The organism is Myceligenerans pegani, from assembly GCF_014892515.1.
GTDB classification, from domain to species: Bacteria; Actinomycetota; Actinomycetes; order Actinomycetales; family Cellulomonadaceae; genus Myceligenerans; species Myceligenerans pegani.
Map to the genome: position 1 here is coordinate 57,334 of NZ_JADBGR010000102.1, position 14,402 is coordinate 71,735.

General features: G+C 69.7%; 13 protein-coding genes. 3 read left to right on the forward strand and 10 right to left on the reverse strand.

All coding sequences use genetic code 11. The features are described 5' to 3' along the window. Complete coding sequence (locus tag IIE03_RS17795) at window positions 1-516, forward strand: pilus assembly protein TadG-related protein (RefSeq protein ID WP_318843053.1); 516 nt, start codon at window positions 1-3, stop codon at window positions 514-516. Further along, window positions 516-4,952, forward strand: a complete 4,437-nt coding sequence (locus IIE03_RS17800) for a LysM peptidoglycan-binding domain-containing protein (protein ID WP_192864103.1) — start codon at window positions 516-518, stop codon at window positions 4,950-4,952. Before IIE03_RS17795 ends, IIE03_RS17800 begins: the two co-directional genes overlap by 1 nt. An 18-nt stretch (window positions 4,953-4,970) precedes the next feature. Here IIE03_RS17800 and IIE03_RS17805 read toward each other — a convergent pair whose 3' ends face one another. Together IIE03_RS17805 and IIE03_RS17810 are read right to left on the reverse strand one after the other, a co-directional pair. Further along, the gene (locus tag IIE03_RS17805; protein ID WP_192864104.1) at window positions 4,971-6,224 is read right to left on the reverse strand and encodes a hypothetical protein; all 1,254 of its coding nucleotides are present in this window, start codon (window positions 6,222-6,224) and stop codon (window positions 4,971-4,973) included. A gap of 348 nt (window positions 6,225-6,572) precedes the next feature. Then, the gene (locus IIE03_RS17810) at window positions 6,573-7,112 is read right to left on the reverse strand and encodes a DUF1016 N-terminal domain-containing protein (RefSeq protein ID WP_192864105.1); all 540 of its coding nucleotides are present in this window, start codon (window positions 7,110-7,112) and stop codon (window positions 6,573-6,575) included. A 1,463-nt stretch (window positions 7,113-8,575) separates the two neighbouring features. On the opposite strand from IIE03_RS17810, the gene IIE03_RS17815 reads away from it, so the two are divergent. Then, the gene (locus IIE03_RS17815; RefSeq protein ID WP_192864106.1) at window positions 8,576-9,046 is read left to right on the forward strand and encodes a hypothetical protein; all 471 of its coding nucleotides are present in this window, start codon (window positions 8,576-8,578) and stop codon (window positions 9,044-9,046) included. A 254-nt stretch (window positions 9,047-9,300) separates the two neighbouring features. On the opposite strand, the gene IIE03_RS17820 is transcribed toward IIE03_RS17815, so the two are convergent. The 8 genes from IIE03_RS17820 to IIE03_RS26015 all read right to left on the reverse strand — a co-directional run bounded on the left by IIE03_RS17820 (window position 9,301) and on the right by IIE03_RS26015 (window position 14,228). Then, window positions 9,301-9,807, reverse strand: coding sequence for an endonuclease V (locus IIE03_RS17820; protein ID WP_318843054.1), 507 nt, complete (start codon window positions 9,805-9,807; stop codon window positions 9,301-9,303). Next, window positions 9,804-10,406 (reverse strand): GNAT family N-acetyltransferase, encoded by a 603-nt coding sequence (locus IIE03_RS17825; RefSeq protein ID WP_192864108.1) that lies wholly within the window; start codon window positions 10,404-10,406, stop codon window positions 9,804-9,806. Before IIE03_RS17825 ends, IIE03_RS17820 begins: the two co-directional genes overlap by 4 nt. Window positions 10,407-10,587: 181 nt before the next feature. Further along, on the reverse strand, window positions 10,588-11,031 hold the full coding sequence (locus IIE03_RS17830; RefSeq protein ID WP_192864109.1) for an SRPBCC family protein: 444 nt from the start codon (window positions 11,029-11,031) through the stop codon (window positions 10,588-10,590). A gap of 14 nt (window positions 11,032-11,045) precedes the next feature. Further along, window positions 11,046-11,435 (reverse strand): ArsR/SmtB family transcription factor, encoded by a 390-nt coding sequence (locus IIE03_RS17835; RefSeq protein ID WP_318843055.1) that lies wholly within the window; start codon window positions 11,433-11,435, stop codon window positions 11,046-11,048. Then, window positions 11,432-11,902: an SRPBCC family protein gene (locus IIE03_RS17840; RefSeq protein ID WP_192864110.1), complete on the reverse strand. Its 471-nt coding sequence runs from the start codon at window positions 11,900-11,902 to the stop codon at window positions 11,432-11,434. Before IIE03_RS17840 ends, IIE03_RS17835 begins: the two co-directional genes overlap by 4 nt. 171 nt (window positions 11,903-12,073) lie before the next feature. Beyond that, window positions 12,074-12,355, reverse strand: coding sequence for an SHOCT domain-containing protein (locus IIE03_RS17845; protein ID WP_192864111.1), 282 nt, complete (start codon window positions 12,353-12,355; stop codon window positions 12,074-12,076). A gap of 170 nt (window positions 12,356-12,525) precedes the next feature. Then, entirely contained in the window at window positions 12,526-13,512 is a 987-nt protein-coding gene (locus IIE03_RS17850) for a hypothetical protein (RefSeq protein WP_192864112.1), read from the reverse strand. Window positions 13,513-13,523: 11 nt separating this feature from the next. Beyond that, window positions 13,524-14,228: a DUF6318 family protein gene (locus tag IIE03_RS26015; protein ID WP_318843056.1), complete on the reverse strand. Its 705-nt coding sequence runs from the start codon at window positions 14,226-14,228 to the stop codon at window positions 13,524-13,526. Between the last annotated feature and the right edge of the window lie 174 nt (window positions 14,229-14,402).

Sequence of the window (14,402 nt, forward strand, 5' to 3'; positions counted from 1 at the left end):
GTGGGCAGTGTTCTCGGAATCCACCGGGCCCGGCCGTCGCGAGGGCTCGCACCGCGTGTCCTCGCGTCTTCCCTCCGGCGGCGCGGGGCCGATCGCCGGCGTGACGGCGCGGAGCGGGGCGAGATCAACATCCTCGTCGCCGGGCTCGTGCCCGCCCTGATCATCGCCATCGGGCTGGTGGTCGACGGCGGCGGGCGGCTCCAGGCGGCCGACCACGCCCAGTACGCGGCGGAACAGGCCGCGCGCGCCGGCGCACAGGAGCAGGACATCTCCGAGGCGCAGTACGGCCGCCCACCGGTGCTCGACGAGGCGGCCGCAGTCGCCGCCGCTCAGGCCCACCTTGCCGCGGCCGGCGTGTCCGGCCAGGTCGACTACGTCGAGAACGCCTCCATAGGCGTCAGCACCACCGTCACCTACCGAACGAAGTTCCTTGCCCTGATCGGCATCCGCTCACTGTCCGCGGAGGGATCCGCGGAAGCCAGAGCCGTGCGCGGTATCACCCAGGAGGGATCCTGATGAGCACCACGACTGAACGCAAGGCAGCGGCCACACCGTCCGAGGCATCCGGCGGCGCCTCCTCCCAGGGGCCCGCGCCCGGAGCCGGTGGCCTGGCAGGCCGCGTGGTCCGCGGGGTGCTCTCCGTGGCTCTGCTGCTGGCGCTCGTGGTAGGGATTCCGATCGCCTTGTGGGCGTTCGGCGTCCCGCTGCTGGGCGGCGACCTGTCGTGGGCCAGATTCGTCTCCGTGATGTCGACTCCGGACGTCACCGGTGAGGTGGTGCTCAGCCTGGTGACGGTGGTGGGCTGGGTCGCGTGGGCCACCTTCGCGCTCGCGGTGCTGGTGGAGTTCGTGGCGGTGGTCCGCGGTGTGCGGGCACCGCGCCTGCGCGGCCTGGGGCTGCAGCAGCGGCTCGCCGCCGTGCTGGTCGGTGCGGTGGTGGCGATGGTGCTCGCCACGCCGACCACGGGCGAGGCGGTGGCCAGCTCACAGGTGGTGGACCCGGTGGACGGGCGGTCGGCGGACCCGGTCGCGAGCAGCGTCCTGGAGTCGCACCCGGGCGACGGCACGGCGGACCCCACGGCGGGTTCCACGCCTGCGAACGCCGACCGCCACGGCGGCCAGGCGGCCGGGCCGGAGGCGTCACCCGTGAAGCTCACCAAGACGAGAGCCGAGACGAAGGCCGAGAGCGCGCGGGCGTCGTCGGACGCGAACAGGAAGACCTACACGGTGCAGCCCGGCGACTCCCTCTGGCGGATCGCCCAGGAGACGCTGGGCGACGGCACACGGTTCAAGGAGATCGCGCACCTCAACTACGGAGCGCAGCAGGACGACGGGCGGGCCCTCGACGGATCGCACTGGGTGCGGCCGGGGTGGGTGCTGACCCTGCCCGACGACGCGTCGGGGCCGTCCGTGCACCAGGCCGTCGACGCGGCGTTCGCCGAGGACCTCGCACCGGCGGGCGACGTCGCGCCGGTCTCCGAGGTCAGGCCCGCCGGGACGCGCGACGTGACGGTGCAGCGGGGCGACACCCTGTGGGGGATCGCCGAGGAGGAACTCGGCGACGGCGCGAAGTACCCCGAACTGTACGAGGCATCCCGCTCGACCACGCAGCCCGACGGTCGGCGGCTCACCGATCCGGACCTGATCTACCCGGGTTGGCAGGTCACCGTCCCGGCCGCCGACGAGGCCGAGACGTCGGCATCGGACGTCGAGCCGGCGCCCGAACCCGACACCGGGGAATCGGGTTCCGGGACGGGGGCCGGTGACGTCGCGGACGAGAGCGGCGACGCCGGCGCCGACCCCGCATCCGACGCCGACGCCGCGGGCGATGCGGCGGGGGACGACACCGCGGGCGACCCCGCCACGGAGGAGGACGGCGCGTCTGACGGCGACGCGTCCGAGGGCGCCGGACCGGTGGGTGAGCAGGTCGACGAGCCCGTGGACGAGGACGCCCTCGACGAGGGACTTCCGTCCGACGAGGTCCCCGCTGACCGGTCGGCGGATCGACCGGCGGACGAGGCAGGTGAGCAGCCCACGGCCGACGGCGCGGCCGCGGAGGAGACGACCGATCCCGCCCCGCGCGGAGCGCAGCGCGGCGAGAAGGAGACCGTCCCCACCGCGAACGAGCAGTCGGGTTCCGGGGACGACGGCGCGTCGTCCCCGGGGTCCGAGTCCGCTCCCGAGGAGGAGGCGCCGGCGCTCGACAAGGTCGAGGATTTGGACACCGAGACCCCCGAGATCGAGGAGTCCGCTCCCGCCACGGAGGGCGCCGGCGCCCGGCAGGACGACGAGACAGCTGCGGCGGCCGTCCCACCCGGCGGCGCGGTCGACGAGGCCTCGGGCCAGGACGACGTCGGGACGCCCGGCGAAGGCCGGGACCAGCCCGACACCGCCGGAACGACGGACGCGCACGACGCTCCCGCCTACCAGGAGGTCACGCCGGACGACCTCGCCGGCGAACCGAGCCTCGACCCGGCTGCGGCAGCCGCCCCCGACATCGCCGAGTCGGCGCCCACGACGCAGGGTCCGGCCGGCGTCGCGGCTCCCGAGTCCTCGGAGGCAGCCTCCGCCGCGGCCCCGCAGCCCGAACCCGCCATCAGCGCCGCACTCGTCGACGCGAGCCTCTCGGACGAACTCCTGGAGGCCTTCGACGTCCGCACCGCCGCAGGAGTCGGCGGCCTCCTCGCCGCCGGGATCCTCACACTGCTCGCCGCCCGCCGCGATCGTGCCCGCCGCCGGCGCAGGCCCGGCGAGCGGATCGCGCTGCCTGCACCCGGCTCCCCGTCGGCCGAACTCGAGACCGACCTGCGCGCCGTCTCGGACAAGCTCGGACGCGAACAGGTCGACATCGCGCTGCGGACCCTCGCAGGCTGGCATCGTGAGCGAGGCCTCGCCCTGCCGGGGGTCCGCGTCGCGCGACTCAAGTCCGGCGAGTTCATCGAGCTGTACCTCGACCGCGCCGCCGAACTCCCACCGCCGTGGGTCAGCACCACCGACCGCTACGTCTGGCAGCTGCCCGCCGGCGAGAACCCGGCCGTGGCCAGCGACAAGGCCACCCCCGACCTCATGGAGTCGCCCTATCCGTCGCTCGTCACCCTCGGGCACGACGACGAGGACGCCCACCTCATGGTCGATCTCGAGAACGTCGGCTGCCTCGACATCCGCGGGAGCGACATCGCGGCGCAGGCCACTCTCGCGGCGCTCGCGGTCGAACTGGCCACATCGCTGTGGGCCGACGACCTCCAGGTCACCGTGGTCGGTGCGCTCAGCGACCTGCCCGGCGTCGTGGACACGGGCCGCATCCGCCACGTGCCGTCGGTCGCGGGGATCGTGCGGGAGTTGGAGGCGCGTGCCGCCGACGTCGATCGCACGCTCGCGCAGGTCGGCGCCGTCGACCTGTCCGACGCTCGCGGCCGCGGGCTCGCCATGGACGCCTGGACGCCGGAGATCCTCCTGGTCGGGGAGTCGATGGGCACCGCCGAGCGCACCCGGCTCGAGGGCCTGGTCGAGCGGGTTCCCGGCGTCGGTATCGCGGCGGTGACGTCGAGTGCGGAGATCGGCGAGTGGATGCTCGACCTGAGCGGCGAGCTCACGGGAGGCGACAAGTCTCGCGGCGTTCTCGTGCCCGCCTACATCGCCGTGCGCCCGCAGCAGCTCGACGCCGACACCTACGTCCAGGCGCTCGAGCTGCTCGGCGACCCGGAGCCGGTGGCCGGCCCGGCATGGGCACGCAACCTCGCTCCGGAAGAGCCGGAGCTGGTCGAACCGGAGGCGTTGCCGGACTTCGACGAGATCGCCCGCACGGGCGCAGACGCCGACGCAGAAGTCGTTGCAGAGGATGTCGTGGAGGCTCCGGTGGCGGAGAAGATTGCGGTCGAGGTCGGCGCGGGAGCCGGAGGGGGCGTGGACGCGCGGCCCACCTCAGGTTCGGCGGGGGCCGCGGCGGTCGACCTGGCCGGAGACCCGACCGGCTCGGACGTCGCGCCGGTGCCGGTGACACCCGTCGGCCCCGACGGCCCGGATGCGGGCGAGGGGGCCGGCGGATGGGACGACGGCGCGAACCCCTGGGTGAAGTCCCTCGACGAGGGCGAATCCGCCGCCGACGAGAACGGCACTCTCGACACCGTGGCCACCACGACCGCCGTCGTGCACGATGACCTGGAGGTTCCGGAGGAGCCGCAGCCGGCGCGGACCCCCGTCGTGCGGGTCCTCGGCACCGTCGAACTCGCGGGATGTGCTGGGACGGACCTGCCCGCCAGCCATCAGCGACAGGCCATGGAACTCGTCGCGTTCCTGGCGTTCAATCCCGGTGCCCGAGGGTCGGACATCTCACGGGCGCTCTGGCCCTCGCGGGAGCCCAACCTCGCGACGCGGCGGAGTGCCGTCTCCCGGGCACGACGCTGGCTCGGCACCGACGCCTACGGCTTCGAGTACCTGCCGCGCTACTGGTCGACCGACGACGGGTCGCAGGTGGATCAGGAGAAGGCCGGCTACCGGCTACGCGGCGTGACGACGGACTGGGACCTGTTCTGCGAGTTGGTGGGCCCTGACCTGACGGCGGCGCCGCTGGACGACCTGCGCCGCGCGCTGGAACTGGTGCGCGGGGTGCCGTTCCAGGACACGCCACCGCGCAAGTACGTGTGGGCCGAGGTGCTGATGCAGGAGATGGCCGCCGGCGTGGTCGACGTGGCGCACGAGGTCTCGCGTCGCGGGCTCGCCGAGGGCGACCTGGCTGTCGCGCGCGAGGCGTCGCGTGTCGGGCGGATCGCCGACCCGGCCGATGAGCGCTCGTGGCGCAACTCGATCCGGACGGAGTACGCGAGCGGGCGGATGGACGCCGCCGGCCGCCTGATCGATCGCCTCCGCGATCACCTGGAGCAGCTCGACATGGAGCCGGAGCCGGAGACGGAGGAGCTGATCAGCGAGATCGACGCGGCGGGCAAGGATCGCTGAGGCTTCGTGCGGGCCGCGTCACGGGCCGCCGACGGAGATCTCGGTTCCGGTGAGGTGCCAGGTGTGGCCGTCGTGCACGGCGACGTAGAAGCGGTCGTACTCGGCGGGGAGCCGTGACGTGTCCAGGTCCGCGGTTCGCCGGCCGATCTCGTCCGGCTGACTCAGGTCCTCCGAGACGGAGCGGTCGGTGATCGGGTTCACGGGAATCAGTCCCGCGTGAATTCCGCCGCCGCGGACGGTGACGGTGACGACGTCGCCGCGCTTCACGTCGTCGCTGCCCACCTCGACGGTGTAGGGGAGCGGGGGCGCGTCCGCGGCGGGGAGCACCTCGAACGCCGCCCACGCGAGGGTGGTGGCGCCGGGGTCCGATCCTGTCCGGAGCTCGACCGTGTACATGCCCGGCTCCATCCACGACGGCGCCGTGAGCCACTGGGAGTCGCTTCCGTCGAAGGCGGTGCCCTCCCAGGTCCCCTCGTCGGACCCGCCGGGCCCGAGCACCTTCCACGTGACCGTGCTGTGCTCCGGCAGGTTGTGGGCGGAGACGCGGGTGATCCGGCCCTCGTGAATCTGCGCGATGCCGTCACGAAAGTGGAGGAACGGGCCGGAGGGCGGCGCCGACACCGCCGTGCCGTCCGTGAACCAGCCGTCACCGGTGTTCAGGAAGGCGATCCAGTCGAGTCCGCCCAGATCGCTCGCGTCGAGCGGGATCGTCACGTGGCCGTCGTGGTCCGCGCGGACGGTCGTGACGTGGGAGAGACCGGAAATGCCCTCGTGCGCCAGCGCGAACTCCGCAGCCTCGCCCCTCGGCAGGCCGGACGCGTGAACCAGGGTGGTGCCGCCGGAGCCGGGTTCCGTCGTGACCGTGACCGGCAGCGGTGGCGCCTCGGCCGCCGGGAGCACGAGGAGCGTGGTGTGGGCGACGCCGTTCGTGGTGCCGTCCGTGATCTCCAGGGTGTAGGTGCCCGGAGGCGTCGTCGTGGTGGGCGTGACCTGGCGGTACACCCTGCCGTCGTCGTCGGCGAGCCCTGCGTCGGTCGACGCGACTGCGCCGTCCGGGGCGAGAAGGCGCCACGTGACCTCGCCGTGCGGCGTGAATCCGGAACCCACGATGCCGATGGTGCGGTTCTGGTGCACGCTGGCGGACTCGAGTTCGGTGGCTGGTGCGGCGACCGTGGGTGCGGCGGCGATGGCGGTTCCCGCTGCCGCGAGAAGGATGCTCGCGAGAAGCGTGGGCAGGCGTCGGGCTCGGACGGGGCGGTTCGAAGTGTGCAAGATTCGCTTCCCATCTGTGCGTGGCCGCTGCCGGGTGCGGCCGATCGGGGGGAGCGTGCGACACGACTCAAGCACGACGAGTGGCGGACGGCATCCCGGGCAGGAGGGCTGGCGACGGGAGTACCGGGCCGCTCCCCCGTGGGGAGGCAGGGTTCGGGACGCGCCCTGCCGTCGGATCGCGGTGGCGTCGCGTGAAAGACACCATGGCGCCGCCCCGCAACGCCGGAGCGGCGCTCCAGCCGGGCGGGCGTGCCGGGACGGAGCGCCGGGCTCTTGGCGGTAGCCGCGTCGGCGAGCAGAAACGGCGTGCGCGTTGCGCCGGGTGGGCGCGGCGGGTCAGGGGACGCGTCATGGGTCAGGCAAGTCGAACTGGTGGCCGCCCGGGACGCGGCGATCGACGAGGCACTCGGTCAGTCGCCTGCGCGGCTCGTGTTCGATGGCATGCGCGAGCGTCGTCGCGGACCAGCCGTGCTTGATCGCCTTGGACGCGTAGCGGTCGCGGGCCTCGCGGGTGTCGAGCCGGTCGAGCAGGACCGTGATGTGCTCCCAGGGCAGCAGCCCGACCGACCCACGTGCGATCGCGTCGTGCTCCGGCCATGCCTCGGCGAACTGCCGCATGTGCACGACGTCGCCGGCCGTCCAGCCCTTGGCCGTGAAATCGCGGTGGACGTCCTCGGAGATGCGCTCGGCGGCTTTGGTGCCCCAGCCGTACTTGCCGTCGCGTGCGATGAGCTCGCTCCCGGTGCGCCAGTAGACCAGCAGCAACTCGACGTTCGCGGCTCGAGCGGCACGCAGCCGCCCCTCGCGCAGCCGGGTGCGGAGTGCGTCGTAGAACTCGGTGTACCCGACGGGCTCCACGGTGGCCGGGCGAGTGGTCGTCATCGTCATACGACAATCGTCATAGCAATCTAGCCCGGTCGCATCTTGGGTGCGGATCCGCAACGGTGGCTGTGGAAAACCATCGTATGATGTCCTTAGGTGAGAGTCTTGTCGTCGCTGCGTGACCTGCTGCGCGGTCCGATAGGAACTGCCGCCCGGCGCGTCCGCTCTTGGCGAGATGTTGTGAAGTATCACGCCTTACCTATTGCCTGGCACGGACCTTCTGCTGGACCCTGTACGCGGTGCCCGGTGGCGCATTCGCGCTGGACACGGACACTAGGTCTAGCAACACCGACAAGTCCCCCGATCCCAGCCGGAGGCCTCAGGATGTCGAACAGCTTCAGTACCCCGCTGCGCGTCGGCGCGGTGGTGCTGGGCGTGATCGCGCTCGTCGCGGTCGGACTGGTCGTCGCCTACGGCCCTGGCGAGGGACGATGGATCCAGGGAGCCCTCGGGGCGAGCCCATCGGAGTCCGGTTCTCCGGAGCCCTCCCCGTCCGCTTCGCCGACGACGGCGGAGGCCGTGGAGCCCTCGCCTTCCGCGTCGCCGTCACCGAGCACGGCGGCGCAGATCAAGGCAAAGAACATTGCGGACGCGAAGGCGCGGTTGGTGGAGTACTACGCGACTCTCGCTGCTGTGGCAAACGACGGGTATAGAGGTTGGGAAGACAAACTAGGATCGTTCTGGGGGACATCGTCATCCTGGTGGGCTATGACTCAAGTATACCAATCGAACCGAGAGAGCGGGACTCGCACGGAGGGTGCGGCCGTGATCGTTTCGATGAGGGCGACAAACTATGAGCCTTTCACTCCAGGCTCAGAAGAAGTCGACCTCGAAGCGTGCATCGATTTTGGTGATGTGAGGACCTTCGGCGGTGACGGAGAGGCGGTTCCCCGTGACGCTTCAGTTCCGCCGCGTTACATGTTTACCTACTCCTTGCGCAACCAAGGGGAAGGAAACAACTGGGCGCTTATCGCTGAGGATCCAGACTTGGAGCGAGCATGTTGAGACAGCGTATCGCAGCCGTCGCCCTTGGAGGGATCTTGCTGCAAGGACTCGCTGTGCCTGCGGCGTCTACTGAGGCGGACTGTCGCGAGGTCGTCAACGGGGACGGGAGCATTGTGACCATTTGCGAGAACGAGCCAGGGGGACCGGGGGACGACGATGGCGGTGGTGATCCCGGCGGCGGAGAGGGCCAGACGACGTGCCACCGTCAGGGCGAAGCGATTCCTTGCACAACAGAATTTGGGTCGTGGAACAATCGATGCTACGTGCGCGCCGCTGATCCGCAGCCGCCGAAGGATTCCAGCTACTGGGAGGGCAACACCGAAGGTATTATCCTCGAGTGCACTCCATATGAATGTGCGATAAACGGGATTGACTGCGCCAGCACGAGCTACGAGTGGGCTCCCAGCCCTCCGTCTGGTCCGGCTATATCCCCGGAAGAACTGGCCCGCCGGGCCGTTGCGGCTATGAACCTCGACATGGGGGAGATCGGAAGCACGCCACCGTCGTCAGTGAACGGGGAATCGATGGGTCAGCTTGGGCTTCCGATCTGGCTCTGGGTTGCGAACCGTCAGGAGAACACGGTGGGACCGATTGAGCGTTCGGCGTCGGATGGTGGTCTGACTGTCAGCGCTCGGGGTGAGCTTGATCGGACGGAGTGGGTGATCAGCCGTAACGGGCAAGCCCTAGCCACCGTCACTTGTCGCGGTGCGGATGCCGCTGGCACGCCGTACGACGGGCGTGACTCAACGCTTCCAAGCCCGACGTGTGGATTCCCCGCCAGCTACAACGTCCACCCGGGCGACCTGACGGTGTCGGCGATGGCCTACTGGACGGTCACGTGGGAAGGCGGGGGCCAGACCGGGACCATCAACGTCCCCCCGCAGCCTGCCAGCACCGCGATCCGCATCGGTGAGACTCAGACCATCCTGAACTGATCAGGCATCCCGTCAGGGTGGCGCGGACCGGGTAAGTAGCCCACGGCCTCGGAAGCAAGGGGGAATGCCGAGGCCGTGGGCTACGTGACCAACCTAGCGCCTCGCGGGGTCCGGATGTAAATCGCAGCCAGCATTGGTCAGATCACGTAAATGGGGGCTCATCCGGGATGTCGGCCCCGCAGCGGGTTCGTGACCGTCGTCGCGGGCCCGAGCGTGTTCCGCCTCGTGACCACGAGACTTGTGGACCGCACGGATCAGCCTGATCGTGCGAGGCGGTCGACTCTGCGCAAGGCGTCGGGGAAGCGGGCGTTGCCTGCCATGCGGCGCACCAGGTGAGCGGCGTCGTCGGGAGGGACCCCCATCGCTGTGACGTACAGCGGGCGTTCCGACGTCGTGCCTCGAATAACCTCGATCGCGTGGGTGGCGCCGTGGAACCGGGTCTTCGCCACGCCGATCACGACCGGAGCGAGGGCATCGGCATGGACGTGGGCGCCGAGGCCGGGACGGCCGTCCGGAGTGAGGGTCACGTACCCGTCGATGATCAACAGGTCGAGTGGCTCGACGTCGGGGGCGGACAGCAACGCGCGCAGCGGCGGTAGCTCGCGCTCGTAGAAGTTGCCCGGGCGGTACTCCGCGACCTCGGGCACCTCGACGGTGCGCTCCTCGATGATCTCGCCGTAGGCCGACGGGCACACGACGAGCGCCGCTCGCGCGCCGCCGTCGGGAAGGTAATGGACGTCGACGGCGCCGAACCTGGTCACGCGCGGGTGCGCCATTCCTCGGCGAGCAGGGCGTACTCGATGCCGTCGAGCCAACCGAGGTCGCGGTGGAAGGATTCCTTGATGTTGTAGGCCTCACGGCGCATACCGACTCGCTCCATGACTCGCGTTGAACGCTCGTTGTCGGCGAACGCCCCCGCGGTGACGCGGCGCAGCCCGAGCTCGTCGAAGGCGATCCGGATCAATTCGCGAACGGCCTCGGTGGCGAGACCCTTGCCGCCGAGGGCAGGATCCAATGCCCAGCCGAGTTCGGCCTGAGTGCCGTGGGCCAGGTCGGCGGCTTCTCGTTGCGCCCAGCCGTCCTGGATCATGAGCATGAGGTCGCCGGCGATGGAGCCCTCGTACTCGAACACGAGCGTGCGTGCCATGCGTGCAGGGTCGCCCTGGTAGCGGCGCCAGTCCTCTTGGTCGGCAGGGTGCCACGACGTCCACCTGGAGACCTCGGGGAGACCGCGGTACTTCCAGAGGGAATCGAGGTCCTCGATGGTGCTCCGTCGGACCGTGAGGCGCTCGGTGTGAAACGGCCAGTCAAGAGCGTCGAGGCGGGACTGGGGATCGGCGGAAGTTGAGGAGGAGGTCACAAGTCCAAGCGTGGCACGTCCCGGGGGGCTGATCAGACTTCTTTACGGCCGATCAGCCGTCCTCGATGCGGTGACGGGACTGGCAGCTGATCGGGCGCGGTGCGGCACATCTCCCGGCGTCGAGAGGGGCGGGCCGTGCAGCGGATGAGGCTCGCCGCGACGGCGAGCCTCATCCGCCGGGTCAGTTCCAGTTGTCGATCGACACGTCGTGAGGCGCCGGCGCGCCTGTGCCGGTCTCGATCATGGACTTCAGGCTCATCAGGAACGTGGCCCACTTGGTGCTGCAGTGGTGCATGAACTCCACCGGCTCCTTCCAGCCCGCATGCTTGAACAGGACGATCGTGAAGTCGCCCTCCTGGTGGAGGTCCCACGAGATCGTCGTCCCGAGCCACTCCTCAGGGCCGTCGACCACCTCCCACACCACCTGCTCGTTCGGCCGAGCCTCGAGAACCTTCATGTCGAAGCCGCCGACGGGCGGGAAGCGGAACTCGATGACGTCGCCGATGCCGGTCGAGCCGGTCGTTTTGGTGGTCCACCAGCCGGCGAGGCCGTCAATGGTGATCAGCGCTTCGTAGGTCTTGTCGGGCGTCGAGGTCTTGACGCCGACACGGTGCAAGATGTCCATCGCGATTCTCCTGGTCAGTCGTGTTGCTCGTCTTGCCGCAGGTGCTCCTGCTGCGTGCGCTGGATCGTCTCGGCGATCCGCTTGATCCGCTGGAGTCGCGCGTCCCAGGCGGAGCCGACCGAAGCGAGCTGCGCCACGGCGCGTGCGAGCTGTTCGTCGTCGACCTGGTAGCGCTTCTCACGGCCCGACGTCGCGGAGCGGACGAGCCCGGCACGGCCGAGGACACCCAGATGCTTGGCCACGGCCTGACGTGTGACGGGCAGCTGCCTGCCCAGCGACGTGGCCGTGCCACCGCCCTCCGCGAGGAGCAGGTCGAGCATCCGACGGCGGGTCGGATCCCCGATCGCCGACCAGAGGGTGTCGTCGGCCTGCGTCATCGCTCCTGGGTCCTGGGTGCCGCTCACGGGCGGGTCCGCAGTGTGGCGACATACGGAGCAAGCCGCGGCAGGAAGTAGTCCCAGCCCTTGACGTGCTCCTGGTACTGCTCCTCGAGGACCGCGATCTCCCAGCCCATCTCGCGGAAGCCGGTCTCTGTCATCCGCAGCGACGTGCCGCTGTCGCGGGGCGTCAGCTCGAACGTGACCAGCAGCGAGTTCCCTTCGGCCGCGACCTCGCCGGCCGGGTGCGTCCAGCGGAAGGAGAACGTCCGCGGAGGGATCACCTCGACGACGGCGAACTGCGCGGTGCCGCCATCCGCGTCGGGGTCACCGAAGACGATCTCTCCCGTAGACCCGGGAGTGGGCTCGTAGCGAGCGTCGTCCGGCCACCACTCCTTGAGGTGTTCCGGCTTGCTCACCACGTCGAAGACAATCTCCGGCGCGGCCTCGATGTAGAGCTCGCGCTCGATGGTTCCTGGCTCTTTGCTATCCATAGCGACCTCCTGCAACTATTGGTTGCACATGACGGTACAGGAGGGTGAGGCTATGTGCAACCTGTGGTTGCGGATAGTTCTCGGTGCCGCGTAGCCGGAGGGCGTGGCCGACGTCGACCACTGAGGCCGATGATCGCGGAGCGGATCGGAGCGTCTGTCGTGAGAGAGGAGCTACAGGTCGAGGGACTTGCGCTTCGCAGCCACGAACTCCTCGTCGGTCAACTTGCCCTTCGCGTGGAGGTCCGCGAGCTCGGACAGGGTGGGCTGTGCTGATCGCGATGCCGAAGGTGGGGCTGGTGTCGGCGGCGTGCTTCGTGCAGAAGCGCGCGCGAGGAGCACCACGAGAAGGACGACGCTCACGACGATGGCGAGGACGAAGAGCAGAACGAGCAGGTGCCAGGGCTGCATGGCGCCCATGAGGGCCTCCGGTGTCGGACGGCGATTCTTCGTCACGCTACCCCTCGTGGCCCCGGTTGCCGTGAGAACTTACAGAGACAGAGCCTTCGCGTCCTATGACCGTGACCGGATCGCCTGCTCGCACTGTGACGACTCGCAAGGCCGCGGAACCGGCGATGGGCGCGGTCGTCGGCGTGGGCGTCCCGGTCGTGCACCTGGCCGAGCGCTCAGTGACTCAAGTCCTCCACCAGGCGCGTGCGTGCCTCGCGAATCTCTATCGGCGGGGACTGAGACGTGGTCGTTGCCCGCCCGGGCACGTCACGCCAGCTCTGGTCGCCCGGAAGGCGGAACTGGCCGCGCCATGTGGTGGTGAGAGTGATCGTGGCGGTTCCCGGGCTGGAGTATGCGTGCGCGACCGTGTGGTTCGGGTACGGGGCACCCGGGTCTGTGCCCGTATCGGAGGTGCCGTCGCCCCAGTTCCACGTGTAGGCGTCCGGTACCGCGCGGATGCTGACCGGGATGCCGAACAGGTTGGTGTCGAGAACCCGGGGCTCGTCCTCGGCGTAGGCGATGGTGTCGAGGTTGACGAGCGTCCAGCCGTCGGGCGGTTGGACCGCCAGGGTGCTGGGCTCGATGGTCATGTTCCGGAAGGCGCGGGCGGCTGCGGCGGGGATGTCGATCTGGCGGCGTTGTTGCTGTTGTTGGGGCTGATCCTGTGCTGGCAGGGCGGGGTCGACGCACGACTCCTCCTCGACCACCTCGGGGACGGTCCAGGAGTCGCCACTCCGCCGCTGCTCGAAGAGGGCGCCTTGTGCCTCTTGGCCGGCGTCGCACTCGATGCCGTTGTGGGCGAGCCGCTGGCCCGCGCCCTCGCACTCCGCGCGCAGCACGGGCGCGGCCCCATCGAGCCCAGAGAGCTGACATAGCTCCGGTGTTGCCCGCCATTGGCGGACGTTGGTGGCGTTGCCGCCGCCTACTCTGACCGACGACTGCGGAGGCCCGGCCGAAGGAACCGCGTCGGTCTCGCCCTCAATTGAGCGCGACGTACCCGACCTGGGCGGGGGAGCAGGTTGCCCAGCCGTCGGCTCGAATGCCTCAACGCTAACGCTTTGTCCCTGAGCACTACCCCCAAACTGGGTGTAGTCATCGGTCGAGACAGTCAAGGCCGTCACAGGGGTCGCGATCGACAGAACCGTCGCGACGGCGGAGGTCATATGCAAGTGGTTCATCGCGGCGCGATCTCGACGACGATCCAGGCGTCGGCTTCGCGGCCAACCTCGACGCGATAGTTGTGGCTCTCCGCAGCGCCTTGGAACACAATCTCGCCTGAGTCGAGGATTGTCGCGGCATCCTGGTCGACCTGGATATCGAACGGATAGATCCCTGTCAGGTCGTCTCGCGCGTAGGTCTTCACGAGATCGCTGGAGATCTCGCCTCCAGACCACTGATGGTTGTTATCGCGGATCGACTCGGCCTGGGCCAGCGCATCCGCGCAGAACCCACAAGCCTCATGGCTCATAGCCTCGAACTCCACCGTATCCCCGGTCGCCATCACGTACGGATACAGCTCGATGAAGTACTCCGCCGCCGCCGCAGCCCCTTCGGCGTCGTCGCGGTCCATCGCCGCAGGGCGCTCCGGCTTCTCGACCTCAGCGCTCGTCGACCCAGAGGCCGAGGCCGACGCCGTGGGCTCACCCGCGACCGTCGTCGTCGGCGAAGGGCCCGCGTCCGCGTTGCCGGTGCAGCCGGCGATCCCACACAGAGCAAGGGCAAGTGCCGCCCCCGGCAAGAGGGTACGGCCGTCGACGTGTCCGGCTGGCACACGGCCTCGCGAGACCGCCGATCGTGGTCGCTCCTGTTCGGCTGTCGGTCGCATGGAACCCCCTGACGACGTCATCCACCTGGACCGTTGCGGATGGGCAACGGACATCGACGCTAGCCGTACCCGTGCAGGGTCGCACGGGCGGCCTGTGGATAACGGGCTCGGGTGGCGTGAAGCCGCCGTTCAGCGAAAGTGGTGCATGCATGGCCACGGACGAGTAGTTCGTGACCGATCTGCCCGACTTCCCTTGACCTCGGACGGGATGTCGAGATTGGGTGTCTC